Raw genomic sequence first — 23,528 nt, 5'->3', positions numbered from 1 at the left:
GATAGTCCATCATCATGATGAAAAAAAGAGATTAGAATGTAACTCGCCCGCTATGTCAATCATTCTAAGTAAAAAATGCCAATAGATTGCTCATTTATTAAAAATTTAATGGAATTATTATCAAATTATAAATAAGCTACACGCTTCTATTGAAAAGGATTTATTGTAATGAAAAAGTTAGTAAGTTTATTAGATAAGAATAAAATTGATTACGCTGATTATCAACACCCTGAAGTACTTATGGTTTTAAAGAGGAAATGGCGTACTCAAAAAGATTGGTTTATTGCATCTTTCAAGCAATATCAATTTACGGAAGACGAGTCTCAAAAAGTGGAGCAGGCCATTTTAAATGGTGATCTACGGATTACTGATCTGCTAGAACGTCCGTTTACTCACTATTTTTGGAGTTTTTTTACCTTTAAGTGGGGAGAAATACTAGCAGGTGGGAAAAGATTAGCGAAGCAAGAAGTATTGCAAATTGCGCATTACTCTAGCGAAGGCTTAGAATTTGCAAGAACTCCTGAACAAAATAGAAATAGGCTGATAAAAGGGGTACCACTAGTCGCGGGCAAAGTTCTCACTTCCATGGCGCTTTGTATGGTATTTTGTCTTGGATTATTAAGTACTGTTGGAGCTCCCTTTGGCATCAGCTTAGCCTTAGCAACACTACTCTCAGGGTGTAATGGAGTAGTTTGCTTGCTAAGTCGTGGCAAAGCTATGCTGGATAGTGCGGGCTTTCAGCCTACCAAACAAAAAACGTTTAAGACTTTAGAAGAAAATATAAAAGAAAAAACCTTATTAGATAAAGGCCAGAAGTTATTTTTTGGTATTGTGACTTTATTGGCTTGTATTTCGGCTGGAATTTCTGGCTATGCCGGTCTTGTGGGGCTTTTAAGCTTTTTAGGCGTAGGGATGCTTGTCTCTAATCCTCTTGTTTTGGCAGGTACGATTGGCTTATCTTTAATTGCAGCCATCTCTTTTTATTCATTTCAAGCAGTGGGGATACGCGAAAACTATACCAAATTTAAAAATCTTTTTATTGAAGCCTATAATAAGCCCTATGGCCTTTTACGGTGTGTGTTATTAGGTACGGTAAGCACACTCTTTTTATCTGTTTATGCCACACTAACTTGGTTCACCACAGTATCAGGAGTCAATAAACTTTTTGGAGCCTTAGGTGGAGACTCCAACTCTTTGTTAGCACATTTTATTGCGCTGATATGTACTTCGACTACCATGGTGGTCAATACTTTTTCTCAAGTATATAAGGTTTTTAACCCCAATACCTATGTTGATTTAAAAGAAAAATTCGCATCCATTTACCAAGCACCGGAGGAAAACCCAACACAAGCACAAAAAATAAAATACGGCTTTATTAATATGCTCAAATTATTTGCGTTAATAGGCGACTCCTTTGCTTATTCTGTAGCCGGTGGAATTCGAAGTGGAATTCATATTGGGGAAACACTCGGAGAAGCATTAGGACAGAAACTTGCATTAACCATTACTATGGCTGTATTGTCTCCGATCATTTTAGTATTTGTTTCGGTAGCATTTACTTGGCCTACCGTTTTTCCTAGAAAAAAGGCCCTAGCGCCTCCATCAACAACGGAGAAGTCATTGTTAGTTCAAGCAGATCAAAGCAACAATACAGAAACGACAAACAATACTTTACCCTCTACAAATGACAAAACCTCTAATTTGGTTGATTTTAAAACTAAAAAAACTGGCCCAAGATTTTTTGACACCCATCCCACTGAAGAAGAAAGGCCTGATTTAAGTGCAACTGAGGTTTCCTCCTGTAGGCTCTAATGACCTATCAGTTAGGTTGGGGCTCATTGTTGAAACCCAACCTAAGCAGAGGGGTTAAAGTGCTCATTCTAACTTTGAAAAGCGTTAAATAGTGGTCTTTTTTTAGAATTATATAAGGTCAGATAACTCTAATTCCACCAATAAATGACAGCATTTAAATAAGTAGCAAAAACTAACCAAAGAAGGTAAGGAATAAAACAAAGGCTCTCAATTGGATGTTTTTTCATGAGCTTAAAGATAAGAGAGCTATTTAAACCGATTAATAAAAATAAAAAACCTAACCCTAAGCCGATTAAATGAAATTGGAAAAAAATCGGTGTCCACAGCCAATTAACCATCATTTGTACTGTATATAAATACCATGTTATTTTCGATTCGTGATTAGGATGTTTTTTTTGTCTTTCCCAAATCCGCCAACCTACAACAGCTAAAAAAATATAAAGCAAAGACCAAACAATGGAAAAAACTATAGAGGGCGGTGTAAGTCCTGATTTGACTAGACCGTTATACCACAATGGCAGGTTATTTTTTGTTAGAAATCCTAGTAAAAAACCTAGGCCTTGAAAAACAACTATCCATGCTGCAATAGCTAAATAGTTTTTTATTCGCAAAATCCCTCCTTAAACTTATCCTATTTGGATCAATTTCCCAAGTTATGTAAAAGATAGCCATAGTCACATTAAAACTTAGTGATTAATCAAAAAATTAGAGATGAGTTATCATAAAACAATTATGATATTTAAATGCCGAGGCTAGACTAACGTAGCATTAAGAAAAAAAATAATGCTACGTTTTGGTTATGACTCTTATTTATTTTCCCGCAACCATCATTTTCTCTATCAATATAGAGCCGCAGCGTGTAGCAATATTAGAATTAATATCATTTCCTACTGCAAGGATCATTTTAAACATTTCTTTTAAATTTCCGGCAATGGTCACCTCATCCACGGGATATTGAATTTGCCCATTTTCTACCCAATATCCACTTGCCCCGCGAGAATAATCCCCTGTTATTCCATTTACGCCCTGCCCCATTAATTCAGTGACCAGGAAGCCCTTATCCATCTTCTTTAGCAGATCATTTAAATCGCCCGCATTGGCATCAATGGTTAAATTATGTACCCCATCACTATTAGCAGTGGTTTTTAACCCCATTTTACGAGCCGAGTAACTACCGAGCACGTATTGGAGCAAACGTCCTTTATCGACAAGAACATTGGCACGCGTAGGCACACCCTCACTATCAAAAGGAGAGCTACCTAAGGCCCCCAGTAAATGCGGCTGTTCATAAATTCGTACAAAATCAGGAAATAATTGTTGGCCTATAGAATCTAATAAAAAAGAATTTTTTCTATACAAATTTGAACCACTTATCGCACCTATAAAACTGGCTAACAGCCCACTAGAAATCCGTGAAGAAAAAATTACCGGCGTTGTTTGCGTTGCAAGTTGCTGGGCATTTAAACGACTTAAGGCTCGTTCTGCTGCATTTCGCGCAATGATCTCTGGACGAATTAAATCCTTAGCATTTCTTACGGTAGTATAATCATAATCTCGTTGCATCTCGTCACCCTCAGCAGCGATTAATGAGCAACTTAAACTATGGCGAGTGCTATTGAGAAAACCTTGACCACCATAAGTATTGGCATAACCATGATGAGATTCATAGGTTGAAACACTTACACCATCTGAATTTGTAATACGTTTATCAATAGATAAGGCATGCTTTTCGCATTCAAGTGCCATTTCTATAGCTTCTTGGGGTTTAACATCCCAAGCATGGAATAAATTTAAATCTAAATGATCTTTAGTCATTAATTCTTTATCAGCCAATCCAAAACAGGGATCTTCAGCACTTACTTTAGCAATATCACATGCAGCCTTCACCATGGCTCTAATGGCATCATTTGAGGTATCGGTGCTGCTTGCGCTGCCTTTACGTTGGCCAATATAAACGGTTAGCCCCACCCCTTTATCTTCACTAAAAGCAACGGTTTCAACCTGCCCCATGCGTACATCGACGGAAAAGCCTCGATCATTGTTTACCGCCACTGCAGCATTAGTAGCCCCTTCTTTTTGGGCCAACTCAAGCACATCATTCATTAATTGGGTTAATTCAGCTGTTGACTTCTGCACATCACTGTTGTTATGTTGCGATTTTATTTGCATATAAAGATTCCATGGTGTTGAATGATATAATAAGGATACAATAACATGTCTTTTCAAACCAAGGTTAATCCGAAAAACACTATGTATTTTTTAAGAATTATTTTTTTGTTTCTTTGCTTTATGCTTTCACAAAGCGCTTATTGCTCTGAAAACTGGCAGAAACTAACTTCAGGTATCGAATACCAAGATTTAGAGGGTGGCATTTTAACTCCTTGGTCGCATATATATGCCTTTCGTATTGATCTAAGTAAAAACAAATTAGCCTTGGTCACCGCAAAGAGCTTGAACATGAAAAATGCTTCTGCGGATCAATTTGCGCAACACAGCAAAGCCTTATTAAGTGTAAATGGTGGTTTCTTTGACCCTGATTTCAAACCTCTAGGTTTACGCATTACCAACAAAAAATTAAAAAACCCTTTAAAAGGAATTAGCTGGTGGGGTGTTTTTTATGTCAAAAATAATAAGCCCTATATTTCCAACCCCAAACATTTTTATCAAGATGAACAAATTGATTTTGCCATTCAAAGTGGCCCACGTTTATTGATTAGAGGAAGGGTTCCCTCCTTAAAACAAGGCATTGCCGATAGATCCGCCCTGGGTATCACAAGCGATGGAAAAGTAATTATTGTAGTTTCTACTAATGCCGCTATGACTACCGAGGAATTAGCACGCTTATTAAAAGCCCCACCGCTAAATTGTACGGATGCTATTAATTTAGATGGTGGCAGCTCGAGTCAATTATATGCTCATATCAAATCCTTCCAGCTAAATGTTCATGGCTTTTCGAATGTCAGTGATGCCATTGTAGTTAAAAAGAATTAAATTAGTTTCTACCCGCTATGACTAAATGCAGCTCGCATTAAATAGCCATCACACCCTGAAGCAAAAATTGCCTCCTAAAGCAAGTTTTTTAATTAAGAAATAGGCCTTAAAAAGTTAATTTTACGGCTGTGAATAAATATTTTGGCTGAAAATAATGACTTATTAAAATCCCTATTTTTTTATCCCAGGATAACTAACAAGTTATCCACAGCATATCCTCAGAAGGAAAGCAAAAAACACATTATGTAGATTGCTTTCGAGTTAAAATCACTATATATTGGGTTTGGTACGCGATAATAAACTATAATAAAATGTAACAGGTAACGCTTTTTTCTCTGTTACACCGAACAATCTCAGTGGGGAAAACATGTCTGAAATTCATGAGCCAGTAAATAGTCCGCAAACAAGTCAATTAGAGTTGGATGCTAATGCTCCTGGTTTACTCAAAACGATCAAACGTAATGGTAAAGTGGTGAATTATGATGACACTAAAATCAAAATCGCTATTACTAAAGCCTTTATCGCTGACGAAGGTGGTACGGCACCAAGTTCGGATCGTATCCATCAACAAATTGAAGAGTTAACTCGTCAGGTTACTCAAGCGTTTAAACGTCGCCTCCCTAGCGGTGGTGCTATTCATATCGAAGATATTCAAGACCAAGTCGAATTGGCCTTAATGCGTAGTAGTCATTATAAGATTGCACGCGCTTACGTTTTATACCGTGAAGAGCATCGTAAAGCACGTCAAAAAGAATTAAAGCAACAACCCACTGACAGCAAAGTTTTATTAATAACTATGCCTAATGGCGATTTAGAGCCTTTAGACATGGAACGCGTCAATACTATCGTAGCTGAAGCATGCCGTGATTTAGAACATGTTACTGGAGAGCCTGTCATTAAAGATGCGCTACGAAATTTATATAATCACGCTAAATTTGAAGATGTGCATAAAGCCTTAATTATGGCTGCTCGTACTTTGGTAGAAAAAGAACCCAATTACACTTATGTAAGCGCTCGCTTATTATTAGATACGATGCGTATGGAAGCCTTAACTAAACTTAATATCCAAACGGCTGCTACCTTTGATGAAATGAGCACCCTTTATCCCTCTTACTTTAAGCTCTATATTGAGAAAGGGATTGCCCAAGGAATGCTCGAACATAAAATGGCGGAGTTTGACTTAGACAAATTAGGTAAAGCATTATTGCCTCAACGCGATATGCAGTTTAATTATTTAAGTTTACAAACGCTCTATGATCGCTATTTTATTCATGAAAAAGGCACTCGTTATGAGCTACCTCAAGCATTCTTTATGCGTGTCGCTATGGGTCTTGCCTTACGTGAAAAAAATAAAGATGAAAAGGCAATTGAGTTTTATCAATTACTTTCTTCTTTCGATTATATGTCATCAACACCCACTTTATTCAACTCAGGAACTACACGCCCTCAGTTATCAAGTTGTTATCTAACTACCGTCCCCGATCATTTAGATGGAATTTATAGTGCCATTAAAGATAATGCTCTACTTTCTAAATTTGCAGGGGGTTTAGGTAATGACTGGACACCTGTGCGCGCCATGGGTGCTCACATTAAAGGCACTAATGGTAAATCTCAAGGTGTTGTGCCCTTCTTAAACGTAGCAGACGCAACTGCTGTAGCAGTAAACCAAGGGGGTAAACGTAAAGGAGCAGTGTGTGCTTATCTCGAATGCTGGCACCGTGATGTTGAGGAGTTTCTTGAGTTAAGAAAAAACACCGGTGATGATCGCCGACGTACGCATGATATGAATACCGCATTATGGATCCCTGATTTATTCATGAAGCGAGTTAATGAAGATGGTGAATGGACTTTATTCTCCCCTGATGAGGTTCCTGGTTTACATGATCAATACGGTAAAGCTTTTGAATCGCTTTATGTCGGTTACGAAGAAAAAAGCCGTCAGGGTCTTCTTACTGCTAAAACAGTTTCTGCAGTAAAACTATGGCGTAGAATGCTATCCATGTTATTCGAAACAGGTCACCCTTGGATGACATTCAAAGATCCTTGTAACTTGCGATCACCCCAGCAACATACCGGCGTAGTCCATAGCTCTAATTTATGTACTGAAATCACTTTAAATACGTCTGAAGATGAAATCGCCGTCTGTAACTTAGGAAGTGTTAACTTACCTGCTCACATTGTGAATGGCGTTTTAGACCGCGAAAAACTAAAACGGACTATTACTACTGCTATTCGTATGTTAGATAACGTAATTGATATTAACTATTACTCTGTTCCACAAGCACGTAACTCGAACTTAAAACACCGCCCTATCGGTTTAGGTTTAATGGGCTTCCAAGATGCTTTATATCAATTAAAAATTAACTATGCGTCTAAAGAGGCTGTTGAATTTGCTGATTTATCAATGGAATTAATTAGTTATTATGCCATTGAAGCGTCTTGTGATTTAGCTAAAGAACGGGGCAGCTACTCTACGTATGAAGGTTCTTTATGGAGTAAAGGTATATTACCGATTGATTCAATTAACTTATTACAACAAGCACGTAATCAATATTTAGAACAAGATCGCTCACAACGTCTAGATTGGGAACAATTGCGTGTTAAAGTACGCACTCAAGGAATGCGTAACTCTAATGTGATGGCGATTGCGCCAACAGCCACTATTTCTAATATTTGTGGTGTATCGCAATCTATTGAACCTACTTACCAAAATTTATACGTAAAATCGAACCTATCAGGCGAGTTTACTGTCGTGAATGACTACCTTGTCCGAGAGTTAAAAGAGCTAAATCTATGGGATGAAGTCATGGTAAATGACCTGAAGTATTTTAATGGCAGTGTACAACCCATTAGTCGTATTCCGGCTGAGTTAAAGCAACGTTACGCGACCTGTTTTGAAATCGATGCAATGTGGCTTGTCGAGGCAGCCTCAAGACGACAAAAATGGATTGACCAAGCCCAATCATTAAATATCTACATGGCTCAACCTTCTGGTAAGAAGTTGCATGATATTTATATGCATGCTTGGCTACGTGGCTTAAAAACCACTTATTATCTCCGTAGTGTAGGAGCAAGTAATGCCGAGAAATCTACTGTAACTGATGGGGCATTGAATGCCGTAAAAATTAATGCTGAGCCAAAAGTATGCTCGATAATTGACCCTGATTGCGAAGCATGCCAATAATTAAGAGGAAAAACTGACATGTCTAATAATTATACTCAAGAACAAAATGCCAGCTCCTCAGCCATAGTGGGAGTAACTGGACTCGAAATACCTGAAATGGGGGCACGCCGTATCCATGTTGATGATAAACAAATCATCAACTGCCGCGCCGACTTAAACCAACTTGTCCCATTTAAATATAAATGGGCTTGGGATAAGTACTTAACAGGATGCGCAAATCACTGGATGCCCAATGAAATCAATATGAGTGCTGACGTGGCCTTATGGAAAGATCCTAATGGCTTAAGTGAAGATGAGCGTTTAATTATTAAGCGTAACCTAGGTTTTTTCTCTACGGCGGATTCTCTAGTAGCCAATAATCTTGTATTAGCGGTGTACAGACATATTACTAATCCTGAGTGCAGACAATATCTTCTTCGCCAAGCGTTTGAAGAAGCCTTACATACTCATGCGTACCAATACGTGATTGAAAGTTTAGGTCTAGATGAAGCAGAAGTGTTTAACATGTATAGGGAAATACCTTCTGTCTCTACAAAGGCTGCGTGGGCTCTACCCTTTACAGAGAGCTTAGGTGATCCTAACTTCCATACGGGAACCCCTGAAAATGATCAGCGTTTATTACGCGATTTGATTGCATTTTACGTCATTTTTGAAGGAATTTTCTTCTATGTAGGATTTACCCAAATTTTATCGATGGGACGCCGTAATAAAATGGTTGGTACTTCTGAACAATTCCAATACATTCTGCGTGATGAATCGATGCATATGAATTTTGGTATTGATGTCATCAATCAAATTAAAATTGAAAACCCCCATTTATGGACTCCCGAATTCAAAGCTGAAATTGTTTCTCTAGTAAGAGAGGGTGTTGATCTGGAATATCAATATGCCAAAGATACCATGCCCCATGGCATTTTGGGTATGAATGCAGAAATGTTTGAAGAATATTTACATTTCATTGCCAATCGACGTTTAAACCAAATTGGTTTAAGTGACGAATATCCAGGTGCAGCAAACCCCTTCCCATGGATGAGCGAAATGATGGATCTAAAGAAAGAAAAGAACTTCTTTGAAACCCGTGTTATTGAATACCAAGCGGGCGGTACCTTAAGCTGGGATGAATAATCCTAGCTGTCCATTATTTTAAATAAATCCTGATCCACCGTAGTCGAGCCCAGGCTCGATTACCATCCAAGGGTATATTAAGTGGAATATAATTATTACATTGGACTCAAATGATGTTCGAATACCTCATTCACCACAGCCTGAGACGCTCTGGCGATGTGATCTGAAGAACCATGTTCGTAAACTAATTTTCCAATAGTTATTTGGAATGCACCAAAGCTGCTGGCAGCAAATGTGGCGAGAGCAATTCCGAAAAAACCTCCACTAGCCAAAGCCCCTGCGATTAATGAAACCATTACCACGGCAGCTCCAAGTACAACCATTACCCCACCTATAATTTGTAAACTTAAACTGGGATGGATAAGTGCCGCCTGAATTTCTATATTATATTTTTCTAATTTATCAAGGCTTGGTTCACTTAAAAAACAGGTGGTTTTTTTTAACCAACTCGTTTTTTCGGAATAAGAAATGTTTGACTTTAAAATTTTATACAGTAAATCTAAACCAAGATTTTGAATAATATTGGGGTATTTATTAATTTCACTAATGAACTTCTCATTTTCCAAATAAAACTCATGGAGATCTAAAATAACCTTTTGTTTATCCTCTTCTATTTTCAATACCACAGCGGCAATTAACTCATCAATAGAAAAAGTTTGGTCCGGATTGCTGGCTATCTTAGAATAGATATTTTCAGCAAAATCTTTAACAATAGAAAAAATAGAAGGGTTTTTATAGGCTTGGTCCCAAACAAATTTATATTCATCAGATTGGGCTATTCGATTTAAGATTTGATGCGCACTTAATTCCTCCTCTTTCTCCTCAACCGGAGTAAATAAATCGAGTCGAGAATGTTGCTTAGTCCAATAGCTAATATAATGCTTTAAAACCTGAGTACCTAAAGTTAATTTATCCTTTTCCACACTAACTTGAGATCGGATTGATTGTATCTCATTGACGGTGTCAATCAAAATCTGTTCAAGCGCGCTATCATCTTTAGCCTGCACTAGCTTTTGTTTTATACTCTCCTCGTTAACGCATAAAAATAAGGCGGTAATAAGGGCACTTCGGGAACGTCCAGCTTTACAATGAATATACACAGAGCCCATATTGTTGTACACAGCAGACATTTTTTCTAAAGTTTGGATAACTAAATGAGGATCAGCATTACTCGCAAAATCAGTAAAAGGTAGGTGTTGATGCTCAATGTCATAATAAGCCCAAATATGGGGAGGAATGATATTACACAAGGCACCCACTCCTGATAACTCAAAATTATCATTACAAGAGACAACCAAACCTTTACCCGATAATTTTTTTACAAGCAATTCACGGAAACTGGTAATGGGGATTTGACCTAAAAGGAGCTCGCCATGGGTATCAGTGGTAGGTTTTATAATATTAAAACTATCCCAATCAAAATAGGTTCTTGTCCGATTATAAAAATGAGTTAAACCATAAATAATTTTAGGGGACCAGTGAGATTCTGGAAAAGAAAAAAAAGGTTTAAAAGCGCTAAGCTTCATAACGTTAAATTATGAAAAAATTTAAGCCCTATTATAAGCATTAAAACTCGAATTATTTCAATAAATTTTTTATTATTTAGAAAAAGACTCAAATAGCTCCTTGTGCAATTGTACAAAACAGAATCTATGTACAAAAAAACAGTGACATTTAGAGCTAATAAGGTACAATTCGCGTGATTGACAGATTGTACTTATTCACAGATGGACATGAATAGTCGCAATTTTCTCTCAAATCCCATTTTTTTTGCAACAACCATTTAGAGGTGATCAATGAGAAGCAAAGTAGAAAAAAAGCCTGAAACTAAGAAAACAGATTATTATTTTTTACTGAAATGCATGGCTGGTCTAACTGCCGCTGCATTAGTAACTGCTGGCGTTCTCGCTGTTGTTGCAGCTAAAACCAGTACTACTGCCGGTGCAGCTGGTTTATTAGCCGCTTCTAGCGCTGTTGCAGGTCCTATAGGAGCTCTTGCAGCCATTGTCGGGATTGCCGCCATTTTAGCTGCAGCCTGTATACTACCCTGCTTATTCGGTGTAGGAGGTAGTTCTGTCACTTATGCATCAGCACGACCTTATCGTCCCTGGTGGCAACCAACTCCTTTCCTTGCATCAACTACCACCGTTCCTGTTTATTCTGCTCCTGTCCATACTCATGGTGGCAGTATTTTTGGCGGTAGCCGAGTTCATACCCATAGCGGTAGTATTTTTGGTAACAGTGGTACAACTCATACTCATGGCAGCAGTGTTTTTGGTAGCAGCGCACCAGTACATACCCATGGTGGTAGTATCTTTGGTGGAAACAGCCACAGCCATTCTCATAACCATGGTTCAACAACCCATACACATAGTGGCCCTACTGTACACGGACATCGTTAAGTTAAAGAATTCTACAATAGGTCGCACCCGTGGCCTATTGTATTCTTGCCCAAGATTAAAAGGATAATTGTTTTGTGGCTTGCTCTTCTAATTCAATATGTAAGGCCTGGTACTTATCTTTTAATAGATAAGCCGCTTTGACAATTGACTCCACCTCACTCTCTTCTACCCAAAAACTTTGAAAAGCTAAGGGATAAGAGTGCAATAATCGCCTTTTTGAAAAACAAAGATCATTATTTAAAGAGTTTTTTAATTCAAGGAGCAAGGCTTTTTTCTGTTCATTTTTTTCACTGTGCGGAAGTGCGGCAGCATTATACCTGTTTATTTTTTCTTGAATTATTTTTTGGAGGTGATTAAGACCCTGGGAAAAGGATTGATGTTGAATTTCTGCCGAATAATCTCTTTTAGTAAATAAACGTTGATAACTAAGCTCTGATTCCGGATGTACTTTTTTTTCCGCTTTTAAATCAGGAGGAAAATGATAAACCTCTTCTTCACCAAATTTGGGTTTATCAAGCTCTAAATGAGCTTTTACCTTATCTCGCCAGCTCGCGGGCAGCATTTTCCAAAGTAGGTTAACTGCAGTCATGCACACCGCAGTTATGGCACATGCTGAGCCTAAGGCCGGCGCAATGGGTGTTAACATTACGAAAGTTAAAGCACCGGCTACTGCAGCAATGATTCCTAAATGATAAGCATTATTAAAAGCTGCTTGCACATAATGCATTCTTTGTGCTGAATTACTTAATGATTCATAAGCACGGTAACAATTTAAGCTAAAAAGGGCGAATTGATGGGTGAAGGCAACGGCAACACTGGCGAGAAAAAACCAAGGCCCTAAAGCAAAATTCAGCTCATAATAACTTGCGATTACTGAACCATACAAAGAAATGCTGGCCAAAGTAGCGCATAAAGCGGAAACTATAAGACCAAACCAGCGATCAAAATTTTTATTGTTGGCTTTAGATAGCTCATAAGCATTGGCAACAACTAAAATGGTTGATAATAATCCAATCATGGGGAGCATGGCAAAATATAAGGGCGAACCATTAAATATAAAAAAAATATCCTCATCGGACATAATGGCAAATAATGCCATTTCATGGAAATCCTTGATAGTTGCTATGGATTTTTTAAATAAGTTAAGAAACATTTGCTCCCCCGCTTACCTACATTAAATGAAATAAATTTGAGTGATTTGAGGCTCAATAAGCTATCATGCATCACACGTTGAGCATGAATTACTCCACGTGTGATGTATGATGTAACTAAACCCTTAATTGAGGAAATAGAATCACATCACGAATAGATTGTGAATCAGTAAATAGCATTACTAGTCTATCAATACCAATACCTTCTCCGGCAGTTGGTGGTAAACCATATTCTAAAGATTCAATATAATCACTATCAAAATGCATGGCTTCCAAATCCCCAGCATCCTTTTCTGCAACCTGCTTATGAAAACGATCCGCTTGATCTTCTGCATCATTTAATTCAGAAAAACCATTGGCAATTTCTCGACCCGTTATAAAGAATTCAAACCGATCAGTTTCCTCAGGATTATGGTTACTACGACGAGCTAAAGGTGAAATTTCAGTAGGATAACCGGTAATAAATGTAGGCTGGATTAATTGATGCTCTACGGTTTCCTCAAAGGCTATCATTTGTAATTTTCCTAAGCCATCACTAGGCTTATAAGGTAATGATAAGGATTCAAGGAAGGCACGACATGACTGAATAGACTCTAATTGTTGTGCTGTTAGGCCTTCATGATGTTTTAATAAAGCTTCTTTTACGCTCATCCTGGCAAAGGGTTTACTAAAATTAATAGTAGCGCCTTGATATTCGACCTGTTGGGTACCTAATACAGTATCACATAAATGGCGTAATAAATGTTCAGTAAAATTCATTAAATCTTTATAATCTGCGTAAGCTTGATAAAACTCCAACATGGTAAATTCAGGATTGTGGCGAGTAGAAATGCCTTCATTACGGAAATTTCGGTTAATTTCGTAGACCCGCTCAAAGCCACCAACCACTAAGCGCTTTAAATAAAGTTCAGGTGCAATTCTTAAAAATAATTGCATATCTAAGGTATTATGATGGGTTATAAAAGGCCGTGCAACCGCACCACCAGGGATAGGGTGCATCATCGGCGTTTCTACTTCCAGGTAAGCATGCTTGTCCATAAATTGACGAATAGCTTGAATTAAACGAGAACGAATCAAAAAGGTTTTTCGACTCTCTTCATTGGCAATAAGATCGACATAGCGCTTGCGGTATTTCATTTCCTGATCAGCTAAACCATGGAATTTATCCGGTAAAGGACGTAATGATTTAGTTAGGAGCTCGACATATTCTGCATTAACGGTAAGTTCTCCCGTGTTAGTGAGGAAGAGCTCGCCTTTCACCCCCACTATATCCCCTAAATCCCAATGTTTAAACTGCTCATAAATCTCAGGTAAATCATTAGCTCGAATATAAATTTGAATACGTCCGGAAACGTCTTGAATATGAAAAAAGCTTGCTTTACCCATAATCCTACGTAAAACGATCCGTCCTGCAACCTCAACTTTAATTTTTTGGGAAGCCAATTCTTCTTTTTCAATATCAGCATAGGATTTTAATAAATCTGAGGCTAAATGCTCTCTACGAAAAGTATTCGGAAAATCAAAACCTTGCGTACGCAAATCAGCTAATTTTTGTTTACGGATAAGATATACTTCACTTTCATCCAATTGTTCTTCTGTCATTCTACCCCAACTCCTGCCTTTAAACTGGCTTCTATAAATTGATCCAATGCGCCATCTAATACTGCTTGAGTATTACTGGTTTCAACGCCTGTACGTAAATCTTTCACCCGTGATTGATCTAAAACATAGGAGCGAATTTGCGATCCCCACCCTATATCAGATTTACTGGCCTCTAATGCTTGCTGTTCTGCATTTTTCTTTTGCATTTCCAATTCGTATAATTTTGCTCGTAATTGCTTCATGGCCTGATCTTTGTTTTTATGTTGGCTGCGATCATTTTGGCACTGAACCACAATACCTGAAGGCATATGGGTAATACGAACTGCTGAATCCGTTCTGTTGACATGCTGGCCCCCTGCGCCGGAGGCTCTGTAAGTATCAATTCGTAAATCAGCAGGATTTATTTCAATCTCAATATCATCATCAATTTCTGGTGATACAAAAACCGCAGCAAAAGAAGTATGACGACGATTACCCGAATCAAAAGGAGATTTGCGAACCAGACGATGAACCCCTGTTTCAGTCCGCAGCCAACCAAAAGCATATTCTCCGACAAAATGGATAGTCGCGCTTTTGATACCGGCTACTTCACCAGGTGAGCATTCAATGAGTTCCGTTTGAAAGCCGTGTTGCTCTCCCCAACGCAGGAACATCCGTAAAATCATCTCAGCCCAATCCTGGGCTTCCGTACCGCCTGAACCCGATTGAATATCTAAATAGGCATTACAGGTATCCATTTTACCTGAAAACATACGCCGAAACTCTAATCCAGCTACTTGTTGTTCAATTGACTTTAGCTCTTCGCTAATTTCATTGATAGTTTGTTCATCAGACTCTTCACGGGCTAACTCAAATAACTCTGTTAAATCAACAATAGCTTGTTGTAATTGGGTTAGGTTGTGCACGATAGCTTCTAATTGAGTTCGTTCACGACCTAAGGCCTGTGCCAACTCGGGATTTTCCCAAATGCTGGATGATTCTAGCTCTCGTGTAACTTCTTCTAATCGTTCGCTTTTGCTGTCAAAGTCAAAGGTACCCCCGAAGCGATGCGATACGCTTATCAAGGTCAGTTAAACTTAGATTTATCTGATTCACTTCTAACATCAGTATCTCTGTATCAATTAGGTCAAAAAGAGGATTTTACAAGGAAACTGCGTTTACTTCTATAAATACCGATTAAGATCTTTTTTTATTGCAAGAAATTGATTACAATTTGTACTCTTTAATCATGAGGGAGATAGATGTGCCGAATTTTTTTTCTAAACGAACCTTCAAAAACCAACCCAAACCGGATCCTAAGAAAAATTTTTTTCAAAATTATGACGATCATTTGAATTCGCTTTTTGTAAAATTATATAAAACCTTCCCTATTAATAATTGGGAGGAGTTACAACATTTAGCTATAAGTAGGCCCTACAGTTTATTAGGACAAGTATCTAATGAAGCAATAAAACATTTATATCTCTTTGACGCACTTTATGATGGTTATGATTATTTCGACGAAGTTGTAGGGGCTACAGCCCTCCCCGCTTTAGCAGGATTAGCTTCCCTTGGTTTAACTGCAGCCGCTATCTGGGAAGCTATACAAGCGCTAGCCATTAAATTTGGTTTTCAGCAATGTGATCAGGAAAAGCATCTTGATAAAGCCACGGCGAACCTATTATTAGCAGGCACGGCTTTTGTGTTAAGCGTGGCCAGTTACATTAAATCAATGATTAGTTTATTTACTCGTCCTTTGGTTACCTTAATTAATGGCTTTAAACCCCAAAATGTCGATCGTTTCACTATTGATGATTCCAAAGAGGATGACTTAACTGCGTTTTTACGTTCCTAACTTGCTATTTACTACTTGCCCCGCGGGACAAGTAGTAATTATTTTCCAATTTACCCCATCAAATCTAGTCTTTTTTATTATTCTATTTACAAAAATAAAGAGCTCGTAGCATAATCAAAAACCACAATATTCTTGGACGGTGCTAAGAGTACTAAAACCAATGAGATATAGGATTTGAGTCGATGTTAGAAGAGAAAAAATCTATGCAGGAAGATAATAGAAAACAAGTTATGGCGATTATGGGGGCTTCTTCAGGAAATTTAGTCGAATGGTTTGATTTTTATATTTACTCTTTTTGCGCCATTTATTTTGCACCTGCGTTTTTCCCCAGTACAGATCCCACTACTCAATTATTAAATACCGCCGGTGTTTTTGCGGTGGGTTTTTTCATGCGTCCCATTGGAGGCTGGTTTTTTGGACGGTTGGCCGATAAGAAAGGGAGAAAAGCATCAATGATCACCTCAGTGATGATGATGTGTTTAGGTTCCTTAATGATAGCCTGCCTCCCCACTTATCAATCGATTGGTACCACTGCACCAGTTCTGTTATTAATAGCTCGCCTGCTCCAAGGCTTATCTGTTGGTGGTGAATACGGTACCAGTGCAACTTATATGAGTGAAGTGGCTCTAAAGGGACGGCGCGGATTTTTTGCTTCTTTTCAATACGTAACCCTAATTGGAGGGCAATTAATAGCAGTTCTAACTTTAGTGATATTGCAATCCTGGTTATCAACGGAGCAATTATACAGCTGGGGTTGGCGAATACCTTTTGTGTTAGGTGCCTTTGCCGCTGTTATTGCCCTCTTCTTGCGAAAATCATTAAAGGAAACAGCTTCTTCTAAAACATTAAATAATAAAAATGCTGGCACTATGAGTACTTTAATGAAACATAAAGTTGCCTTTTTAACTGTAATTAGCTTTACAGCGGGTGGTTCTTTAGTGTTTTATACTTATACGACCTACATGCAAAAATATTTAGTCAATACGGTAGGTCTAGAAGCTAAAACCGCAAGTATTATTATGACCAGTGCTCTTTTTGTTTTTATGTTATTACAACCCTTATTTGGCGCTCTATCCGATAAAATCGGCCGGAGAGCTTCAATGATTTATTTTGGCGCGCTAACAACGCTAAGCACAATACCCATTATGTATACTCTAGCAGGAGTGAATAATCCTTATGCAGCTTTTGCTTTAGTGTTGACCGCTTTAATACTCATCAGTTTTTATACTTCGATCAGCGGCTTGATAAAAGCTGAATTTTTTCCAACTGAAGTACGGGCTTTAGGCGTAGGTCTTTCCTATGCACTGGGCAATGCTATTTTTGGCGGCTCAGCCGAATTCGTAGCGTTAAAATTTAAATCCTTAGGTATGGAGTCTAGTTTTTATTGGTATGTAACGGTCTTATGTGCCTTTGTTTTTATCGTTGCACTGTTTATGCGCGACCCAGATGCTAAAGGCTTTTTAAGCGCACAGGATGGGCTCATAGATGATAAGGACGACTCATTGTCGAATGCACAAAAGTATTGCGCTAGTTACTAAGGCTTGACCAGAAAAGAGCGGACAAACGATGAATCCTTATTTGTTAATTTTGGGCTTAGGTTATAGCGCTAAAACGCTTGCATTTAAACTACTTGCACAAAATTTTAGGGTGGTGGGCACCTCCCGCAATCCCGATGCGCAGCCCAAAATTAAACCTCCGATAGAGTTGATTGACTTCAATTCCCCAGAGATGGAAAAACATTTAAGCCAAGCAACTCATGTGTTGGTTTCCATTCCGCCAATTAATAACGTAGGTGACTTAGTCTTAGTCAAGTACGGCGAATTACTTAAAAAATACGCTTCCCACATTCAATGGTTAGCTTATCTTTCATCCACTGGTGTCTATGGTGATCATCAAGGAGAGTGGGTTAATGAAAGAACTGAGTGTAGACCGCATACCGCGAGCGGCATGGCTCGTTTAGCAGCAGAGAAGGCGTGGCTTTGTTTTGCTGAGGAAAATCAGTTGCCACTACAGATTTTTAGACTCTCAGGTATCTATGGTCCAGGTAGAAACGCCATTGAGCGTATAATACAAGGTAAAAAATACAGTATCTTTAAAGAAGGACAAGTCTTTTGTCGTATTCATGTTGATGATATCGCCTCGACCCTTCTCGCCTCTATAAACTCACCTTCCCCCTTAGCCATTTATAATGTTTCAGATGATGAGCCAGCACCCGTCCATGTTGTCGATCAATATGCCTGCTCCCTTCTCAACCGAGAACAGCTACCTCTAATTTTATTTTCCGAAACCCCTTTATCGCTAATGGAACAGGAGTTTTACAGCAGTAATCGCCGGGTTTCTAATTTAAAAATAAAAGAGGAACTCAAGGTTGCCTTGAAATACCCTAGCTATAAAGAGGGACTAGCTCAACTATGGAACGAACATCCACTTTTTTAATAATTATCAATTTAGAGTTATCAAATCTTAAAGTAGCTAGTATTGCTCACAGGACGTCATTGCAAACCAGAGCTGGAGTTTTACCAGCTATTAGCTAGATGGCTTCGCCAGGGTTCGCAATGACGCTTTTCGTAGCTTAGAAGCTCACTCGCGTTAAAGTTTAGAGTCAAGGTTTGTTGTATCGGTATCACGCAACTCCAGCCACATTGCATTTAATATAGCAAAAAAACAGGCTAATCCTGTGCCTAAAATCCAAGAAAAATACCACATGATTTTCTCCTTAATGAAACACAGTTAATAGGCTGAGTCACTGTTAGTAACAGTGTTTTCAGTGACTTTTCCTCTTAATACTCTATAGACCCATGCTGTGTAAGCAAGGATAATCGGGAGGAAAATTATAGTGACTATCAGCATAATAAATAAAGTGAGCTGACTTGAAGAACTATCCCAGACCAGCAAGCTGAACCTTGGATCGGTAGAAGATGGCAGAATAAAAGGAAACATACTGACACCTACAGTTGCAATTAAGCAACCTACGCTTATGGCACTCAAGACAAAGGCCAATACGGATTTTCGGGCGACTATTATAGCGAATAAAGCGGCAACAATACTCAGTACAGGCACTGCTATGCTAAGAGGATAGGCTTTATAATTGGCAAACCAGGCCCCTGCTTGAACTATTGCTTGTTTGTATAAGGGGTTGGATGGGCCATCGTGTGGAACTAAACCTTGTAAGACGTAACCATTAACTCCAGTGTAAGTCCAAAAACCTAAGGCTAGAAAAAATACCACCACGAGGAGCGCAGTTATACGCGCTACTTTCCGTGCTCTTTCTTGTAATAACCCTTCAGTCTTAACTTGAATAAAAAAAGCACCATGCATGGCTAGCATTAGCACGGATAATAAGCCACAACCCAGAGCAAAGGGATTTAGCAGTTCAACAAAGCTACCCGTATAAAAGAGTCGTAAGCTATCATCAAAGTAAAAGGGTACGCCTTGAATGACGTTACCTACAGCAACCCCAAAAATTAAGGCAGGGACAAAGCCGCCAATAAATAAAGCCCAATCCCACATACTGCGCCAGGTTGGGTTCTCAAGCTTTGAGCGGTACTTAAAACCCACTGGCCTTAAGATAAGCGCTAAAAGTATCAAAAGCATGGCCAAATAAAAACCTGAAAACGATAAAGCATATAAATCAGGCCATGCTGCAAAAATAGCACCACCCCCAAGAATGAACCAAACCTGATTACCCTCCCAGGTAGGAGCAATACTATTGATTAACACCCGACGTTCCATATCGGTTTTGCCAAGCCATGGTAGCCACATAGCAACGCCCAGATCAAAGCCATCCATAATAGCAAAACCAATCAATAGAATACCAATTAACAACCACCAAATGACTCTTAATGTTTCATAATCTAAAGGCATAATCCTCTCCTCAATTAGTGCGCGTGCATTCCGTCAGGGCCTAGGCGGATGTATTTGACCATCAAATAAAGCTCAACCACAGCCAGAATAGTATAAAACAATACAAATCCGGTAATAGAGGTTATTACTTGGCTAGAACTCAATGAGGACGCCCCCATAAAGGTAGGTAAAATTCCTTGTACTACCCAAGGTTGACGGCCATATTCCGCAACAACCCATCCTAGTTCAGCAGCTATCCAGGGAAGAGGTAAGGAATAAAATGCAATCCGGTGGTACCATCGAGCATAGTGTAATTTATGCCGCGCTGATAAATAAAATCCTGTAGCAAATAATAAAATAAAGTACAAGCCACAAGCCACCATGATACGAAATGCAAAAAACATGGGTAAGACTTTAGGTTTTAAATCATTAGCAGCTAAATTAATTTGCTCTTCAGTAGCATCAGTCACATTTTCAGTGTATTTCTTCAATAAAAGAGCGTAGCCTAAGCTATTTTTATGAGCGTCTAATAAGGCTTTTGCTTCCTCATCATTAGGATTTTTTTGCAAAGCAAGCAAAGCTTGATAGGCCAACATTCCATCTTTAATTTTTAGCTTGCCTTGCTCTATTAACTCGACAATACCCTCTAACTGGGTATTAAAAGAGCGCGTAGCTATAATCCCTAAAACATAAGGGATATCAATTGCGTATTTGGTCGTTAAATTTTTCTCATCAGGAATACCAAAAACCGTAATGCTAGCGGGTGCTTTTTCGGTATGCCACATCGCTTCCATAGTAGCAAGCTTCATTTTTTGGTTGGCATTAGCCACATAACCGCTTTCATCACCTAATACCACCACCGATAAAGCAGAGGCTAGGCCAAAAGATACCGCAACAGTCATCGAGCGTTTAGCAAATTCTTTATTACGACCCCGTAAAAGAAAATAAGCACTGATAGATAAAATAAACATCGCCCCAGTAACATAACCTGCACTTATGGTATGTACAAACTTCGCTTGCGCCACGGGATTAAACATAATGTCGTAGAAGCTTTCTACCTCCATACGCATTGTTTTATAGTCAAAATAAGCCCCAACGGGGTTTTGCATCCAACCATTAGCAATTAAAATCCACAAGGCTGATAGATTCGTGCCTAAAGCCAATAGCCAGGTACAAACCATATGTTTAAATTTTGATAGTTTATTCCAGCCAAAGAAAAATAACCCGACGAAAGTTGCTTCTAAAAAGAAAGCCATCATCCCTTCAATAGCCAAGGGCGCCCCAAATACGTCGCCGACATAGTGAGAGTAATAAGCCCAATTGGTGCCAAACTGGAATTCCATGGTGAGGCCTGTGGCCACTCCTAATACAAAGTTAATTCCAAAGAGAACACCCCAATACTTGACCATTTTTTTCCATATTTCGCGCCCGGTCATGACATAGACTGTTTCCATAATGGCAAGCATGACCGAAAAACCTAAGGTCAACGGCACAAAGAGAAAATGGTAGAGTGCGGTTAACGCAAATTGTAAACGGGAAAGATCAACCACTTCACTTGCTGGAATCATTAATATCACCTTTTATTGGTTGGGAAGAAAGCGCTTGTTTTTTGGATCCTAGGAGCCAAGCCTCTTTTGTTTCAAGCGTAGGATGCATTGTCCGGACACAAAACCACCATAATAAAAAGAGCAACAACAGCTTAACGATAAGGGTTAAGGATATATCGCGAGTAAGTAGTTTCATAGCGAAGACTCACTGAAATGCACTACCAATATCCTACACTATTTCTGCAAAAAATTCACGGATAATCACTATTGACAGTTGCATAATTTGATAATATGCTTTGTTACATCATAACAACACATTAATACATTATCATGAAATCACATACTCATTTAAATCATTCAGCTTTATCAGACTTAATGCATTCGATTAGCCTATTAACTAATGAGCAAGAAGCGCTGCAATTTTTTACTGACTTATGCACCCCAGCCGAGCTCGAATCGATGTCTGATCGCTGGCAAGTCATTCCTTTGCTACGTCAAGGCATTCCTTACCGTAGTATTCATGATCAAACGGGTGTAAGTGTTACCACCATTACCCGTGTTGCCCGCTGCTTAAGTTTTGGCACAGGGGGTTACAATTTAATTGCCGATAGGAAGGAACAGCTGTGAGTAGTCGTTTACGTTTAGCATTACAAAAAAAAGGTCGTTTATCAGAAGAATCTCTTACCCTTTTACAACGTTGTGGCTTAAAATTTCGCATCAAGCACAATGCCCTATTAACTCATGTTGACAATTTCCCTATAGATTTACTCTTTGTCCGCGATGATGACATTCCAACCCTTGTTTTTGATAAATTATGTGACGGCGGTCTAGTAGGTGAAAATGTTTTATTAGAGGCTGCCTTAGCCCATCCTCATAAACAATACACTAAGATGTTCTCCCTAGGCTCTTGCTCTTGCCGTTTATCGCTCGCTGTTCCTGAGCACTTTGATTATCAAGGCCCGGGTAGTTTAGAAGGAAAACGGATTGCCACCAGTTATCCGCAGCTTTTAAATCAATATCTTAAAAAATATAAGATTCTTGCTGAGAGCCTCATCCTCGCGGGGTCTGTTGAAGTTGCTCCTCGAATGGGCATGGCCGATGCCATTTGTGACTTAGTTTCCAGCGGACAAACTTTAGAAGACAACAAGCTCAAAGAAGTGGATGTCTTATTAGAGAGCCAAGCCATTTTTATCCAAGCTAAGAAAGTCTTTAATTTAGAACAAGAGCAGTTATTTAACATGCTCATGCGGCGTATCCAAGCCGTACAGCAAGCTCAAGAGCGTAAATATATTGTGTTTCATGCTCCTGTCCAGGCCTTACATGCTATTGCCATGCAACTTCCGGGCGCGGAGTCACCGACTATACTCCCCCTGCCCGAAACTAAAGACAAAGTGGCCGTACATGTGGTTTCTAGTGAAGGCGTATTTTGGAGCACCTTGGAAAAAATTCAAGAGCTTGGAGCAAGTTCAATTTTGGTTTTACCTATCGAAAAGATGTTGGAGTAAGAGATGTTATTTATAATTAATTGGCAATCATTATCAGCACTTGAGCAAAAGGAATGTTTATACCGCCCTGTTCAAAAATCTTCAATTAAAAAAGCTGTTCTTGATATTATTAAACAAGTTAAAACCCAAGGGGATAAGGCCTTATTTACATTAACCAAAGAATTTGACCAATGTACATTAAAAAAGCTACAAGTAGCGCCCGACAAAATCAAAAAGGCTTCTATCAACTCGTACTCTTTAGCTGCAATTGAACAAGCCATAAAAACCATAGCTTACTACCATAAAGCAGCCATACCCGAAGAGAATACTTTAAATACTGCCCCTGGAATTTCGATTACAACTCGTTATAAACCTATTCAACGTGTAGGTTTATATGTTCCTGGTGGTAATAATACACCCCTAGTATCTTCCTTATTAACTCATGTTACGCACGGTCAATTTTAAGCTGCCATATTTTTAAGCTCCTGCCAAGCAATCTGGTTCGCTCTAAGAATCAATTTGTACTTAATAGCAAAGTGATTTAAATGAGTTT

The 23,528-nt window shown here is 38.8% G+C and carries 21 protein-coding genes; 11 read left to right on the top strand and 10 right to left on the bottom strand.

The annotated features are described in order from the left end of the window. Nucleotides 1-168: 168 nt before the first annotated feature. Entirely contained in the window at nt 169-1,812 is a 1,644-nt protein-coding gene (locus ELY15_RS03390) for a hypothetical protein (protein ID WP_127098244.1), read from the top strand. A gap of 128 nt (nt 1,813-1,940) precedes the next feature. Here the strand turns inward: ELY15_RS03390 and ELY15_RS03385 are convergent, their stop codons facing one another. Beyond that, a complete protein-coding gene (locus tag ELY15_RS03385) occupies nt 1,941-2,423 on the bottom strand; it encodes a TspO/MBR family protein (RefSeq protein WP_158617407.1) in 483 nt (160 codons plus the stop codon). 199 nt (nt 2,424-2,622) lie between these two features. Beyond that, entirely contained in the window at nt 2,623-3,981 is a 1,359-nt protein-coding gene (gene pmbA / locus ELY15_RS03380; RefSeq protein ID WP_127098242.1) for a metalloprotease PmbA, read from the bottom strand. Between the two features lie 45 nt (nt 3,982-4,026). On the opposite strand from pmbA, the gene ELY15_RS03375 reads away from it, so the two are divergent. From ELY15_RS03375 to ELY15_RS03365, 3 genes are all read left to right on the top strand, one after another. After that, on the top strand, nt 4,027-4,803 hold the full coding sequence (locus tag ELY15_RS03375) for a phosphodiester glycosidase family protein (RefSeq protein ID WP_127098241.1): 777 nt from the start codon (nt 4,027-4,029) through the stop codon (nt 4,801-4,803). Nucleotides 4,804-5,170: 367 nt separating this feature from the next. Then, entirely contained in the window at nt 5,171-7,987 is a 2,817-nt protein-coding gene (locus tag ELY15_RS03370) for a ribonucleoside-diphosphate reductase subunit alpha (RefSeq protein ID WP_127098240.1), read from the top strand. An 18-nt stretch (nt 7,988-8,005) separates the two neighbouring features. Further along, nucleotides 8,006-9,112 carry a ribonucleotide-diphosphate reductase subunit beta gene (locus ELY15_RS03365; protein ID WP_127098239.1) on the top strand — a complete coding sequence of 369 codons (1,107 nt, stop codon included), beginning with the start codon at nt 8,006-8,008 and terminating at the stop codon, nt 9,110-9,112. A gap of 95 nt (nt 9,113-9,207) precedes the next feature. On the opposite strand, the gene ELY15_RS03360 is transcribed toward ELY15_RS03365, so the two are convergent. Beyond that, on the bottom strand, nt 9,208-10,638 hold the full coding sequence (locus tag ELY15_RS03360) for a dual specificity protein phosphatase family protein (RefSeq protein WP_127098238.1): 1,431 nt from the start codon (nt 10,636-10,638) through the stop codon (nt 9,208-9,210). A gap of 270 nt (nt 10,639-10,908) precedes the next feature. Here ELY15_RS03360 and ELY15_RS03355 point away from each other — a divergent pair, with 270 nt between their 5' ends. After that, nucleotides 10,909-11,514, top strand: coding sequence for a hypothetical protein (locus ELY15_RS03355; RefSeq protein WP_127098237.1), 606 nt, complete (start codon nt 10,909-10,911; stop codon nt 11,512-11,514). Nucleotides 11,515-11,569: 55 nt separating this feature from the next. Here the strand turns inward: ELY15_RS03355 and ELY15_RS03350 are convergent, their stop codons facing one another. The 3 genes from ELY15_RS03350 to prfB all read right to left on the bottom strand — a co-directional run bounded on the left by ELY15_RS03350 (nt 11,570) and on the right by prfB (nt 15,371). After that, nucleotides 11,570-12,613 (bottom strand): hypothetical protein, encoded by a 1,044-nt coding sequence (locus ELY15_RS03350; protein ID WP_158617406.1) that lies wholly within the window; start codon nt 12,611-12,613, stop codon nt 11,570-11,572. Between the two features lie 169 nt (nt 12,614-12,782). Next, on the bottom strand, nt 12,783-14,267 hold the full coding sequence (lysS, locus tag ELY15_RS03345; protein WP_127098235.1) for a lysine--tRNA ligase: 1,485 nt from the start codon (nt 14,265-14,267) through the stop codon (nt 12,783-12,785). Then, nucleotides 14,264-15,371 (bottom strand): peptide chain release factor 2 gene (gene prfB, locus ELY15_RS03340; RefSeq protein ID WP_127098234.1). Its coding sequence is split into 2 segments (ribosomal slippage): nt 14,264-15,295 and nt 15,297-15,371, totalling 1,107 coding nucleotides; the frame shifts between segments, so codons are not numbered across the junction. Before prfB ends, lysS begins: the two co-directional genes overlap by 4 nt. A 139-nt stretch (nt 15,372-15,510) precedes the next feature. Here prfB and ELY15_RS03335 point away from each other — a divergent pair. The 3 genes from ELY15_RS03335 to ELY15_RS03325 all read left to right on the top strand — a co-directional run bounded on the left by ELY15_RS03335 (nt 15,511) and on the right by ELY15_RS03325 (nt 18,537). Beyond that, nucleotides 15,511-16,101: a hypothetical protein gene (locus tag ELY15_RS03335; RefSeq protein WP_127098233.1), complete on the top strand. Its 591-nt coding sequence runs from the start codon at nt 15,511-15,513 to the stop codon at nt 16,099-16,101. A 182-nt stretch (nt 16,102-16,283) separates the two neighbouring features. After that, nucleotides 16,284-17,639: an MFS family transporter gene (locus ELY15_RS03330; RefSeq protein WP_127098232.1), complete on the top strand. Its 1,356-nt coding sequence runs from the start codon at nt 16,284-16,286 to the stop codon at nt 17,637-17,639. A gap of 28 nt (nt 17,640-17,667) precedes the next feature. Next, nucleotides 17,668-18,537, top strand: coding sequence for an SDR family oxidoreductase (locus ELY15_RS03325; RefSeq protein ID WP_127098231.1), 870 nt, complete (start codon nt 17,668-17,670; stop codon nt 18,535-18,537). Nucleotides 18,538-18,690: 153 nt separating this feature from the next. Here ELY15_RS03325 and cydX read toward each other — a convergent pair whose 3' ends face one another. Genes cydX through cydP form a run of 4 tightly spaced genes read right to left on the bottom strand, consistent with a single transcriptional unit; the run spans nt 18,691 to nt 21,687 of the window. Further along, complete coding sequence (gene cydX, locus ELY15_RS03320) at nt 18,691-18,810, bottom strand: cytochrome bd-I oxidase subunit CydX (RefSeq protein WP_199744155.1); 120 nt, start codon at nt 18,808-18,810, stop codon at nt 18,691-18,693. 21 nt (nt 18,811-18,831) lie between these two features. After that, on the bottom strand, nt 18,832-19,965 hold the full coding sequence (gene cydB / locus ELY15_RS03315; protein WP_127098229.1) for a cytochrome d ubiquinol oxidase subunit II: 1,134 nt from the start codon (nt 19,963-19,965) through the stop codon (nt 18,832-18,834). Between the two features lie 14 nt (nt 19,966-19,979). After that, nucleotides 19,980-21,512: a cytochrome ubiquinol oxidase subunit I gene (locus tag ELY15_RS03310; RefSeq protein WP_127098228.1), complete on the bottom strand. Its 1,533-nt coding sequence runs from the start codon at nt 21,510-21,512 to the stop codon at nt 19,980-19,982. Further along, a complete protein-coding gene (gene cydP, locus ELY15_RS16715; protein WP_127098227.1) occupies nt 21,496-21,687 on the bottom strand; it encodes a cytochrome oxidase putative small subunit CydP in 192 nt (63 codons plus the stop codon). The genes ELY15_RS03310 and cydP overlap by 17 nt, the downstream gene beginning before the upstream one ends. Before the next feature lie 134 nt (nt 21,688-21,821). Here cydP and ELY15_RS03300 point away from each other — a divergent pair, with 134 nt between their 5' ends. The 3 genes from ELY15_RS03300 to ELY15_RS03290 are packed head-to-tail and all read left to right on the top strand — an operon-like array spanning nt 21,822 to nt 23,440. After that, nucleotides 21,822-22,118: a YerC/YecD family TrpR-related protein gene (locus ELY15_RS03300; protein ID WP_127098226.1), complete on the top strand. Its 297-nt coding sequence runs from the start codon at nt 21,822-21,824 to the stop codon at nt 22,116-22,118. Further along, nucleotides 22,115-22,996, top strand: a complete 882-nt coding sequence (gene hisG / locus ELY15_RS03295) for an ATP phosphoribosyltransferase (protein ID WP_127098225.1) — start codon at nt 22,115-22,117, stop codon at nt 22,994-22,996. Before ELY15_RS03300 ends, hisG begins: the two co-directional genes overlap by 4 nt. Before the next feature lie 3 nt (nt 22,997-22,999). Then, nucleotides 23,000-23,440 carry a histidinol dehydrogenase gene (locus ELY15_RS03290; RefSeq protein WP_127098224.1) on the top strand — a complete coding sequence of 147 codons (441 nt, stop codon included), beginning with the start codon at nt 23,000-23,002 and terminating at the stop codon, nt 23,438-23,440. The last annotated feature ends 88 nt before the right edge of the window (nt 23,441-23,528 follow it).

This window comes from Legionella sp. km772, from assembly GCF_003989735.1.
GTDB lineage: Bacteria > Pseudomonadota > Gammaproteobacteria > Legionellales > Legionellaceae > Legionella.
The sequence above is the reverse complement of the archived record's forward strand: the minus strand, read 5'-3'. Positions and strand labels throughout refer to the sequence as shown.

Bases quoted from the DNA above. Each gene is read 5' to 3' on its own strand.
- ELY15_RS03290 (WP_127098224.1), top strand. From the start codon at position 23,000: ATGTTATTTATAATTAATTGGCAATCATTATCAGCACTTGAGCAAAAG.
- ELY15_RS03310 (WP_127098228.1), bottom strand. From the start codon at position 21,512: ATGATTCCAGCAAGTGAAGTGGTTGATCTTTCCCGTTTACAATTTGCG.
- cydP (WP_127098227.1), bottom strand. From the start codon at position 21,687: ATGAAACTACTTACTCGCGATATATCCTTAACCCTTATCGTTAAGCTG.
- pmbA (WP_127098242.1), bottom strand. From the start codon at position 3,981: ATGCAAATAAAATCGCAACATAACAACAGTGATGTGCAGAAGTCAACA.
- ELY15_RS03355 (WP_127098237.1), top strand. From the start codon at position 10,909: ATGAGAAGCAAAGTAGAAAAAAAGCCTGAAACTAAGAAAACAGATTAT.
- cydB (WP_127098229.1), bottom strand. From the start codon at position 19,965: ATGCCTTTAGATTATGAAACATTAAGAGTCATTTGGTGGTTGTTAATT.
- ELY15_RS03390 (WP_127098244.1), top strand. From the start codon at position 169: ATGAAAAAGTTAGTAAGTTTATTAGATAAGAATAAAATTGATTACGCT.
- ELY15_RS03360 (WP_127098238.1), bottom strand. From the start codon at position 10,638: ATGAAGCTTAGCGCTTTTAAACCTTTTTTTTCTTTTCCAGAATCTCAC.
- ELY15_RS03350 (WP_158617406.1), bottom strand. From the start codon at position 12,613: ATGGCATTATTTGCCATTATGTCCGATGAGGATATTTTTTTTATATTT.
- ELY15_RS03300 (WP_127098226.1), top strand. From the start codon at position 21,822: ATGAAATCACATACTCATTTAAATCATTCAGCTTTATCAGACTTAATG.
- ELY15_RS03375 (WP_127098241.1), top strand. From the start codon at position 4,027: ATGTCTTTTCAAACCAAGGTTAATCCGAAAAACACTATGTATTTTTTA.
- ELY15_RS03370 (WP_127098240.1), top strand. From the start codon at position 5,171: ATGTCTGAAATTCATGAGCCAGTAAATAGTCCGCAAACAAGTCAATTA.
- ELY15_RS03325 (WP_127098231.1), top strand. From the start codon at position 17,668: ATGAATCCTTATTTGTTAATTTTGGGCTTAGGTTATAGCGCTAAAACG.
- ELY15_RS03365 (WP_127098239.1), top strand. From the start codon at position 8,006: ATGTCTAATAATTATACTCAAGAACAAAATGCCAGCTCCTCAGCCATA.
- lysS (WP_127098235.1), bottom strand. From the start codon at position 14,267: ATGACAGAAGAACAATTGGATGAAAGTGAAGTATATCTTATCCGTAAA.
- ELY15_RS03330 (WP_127098232.1), top strand. From the start codon at position 16,284: ATGTTAGAAGAGAAAAAATCTATGCAGGAAGATAATAGAAAACAAGTT.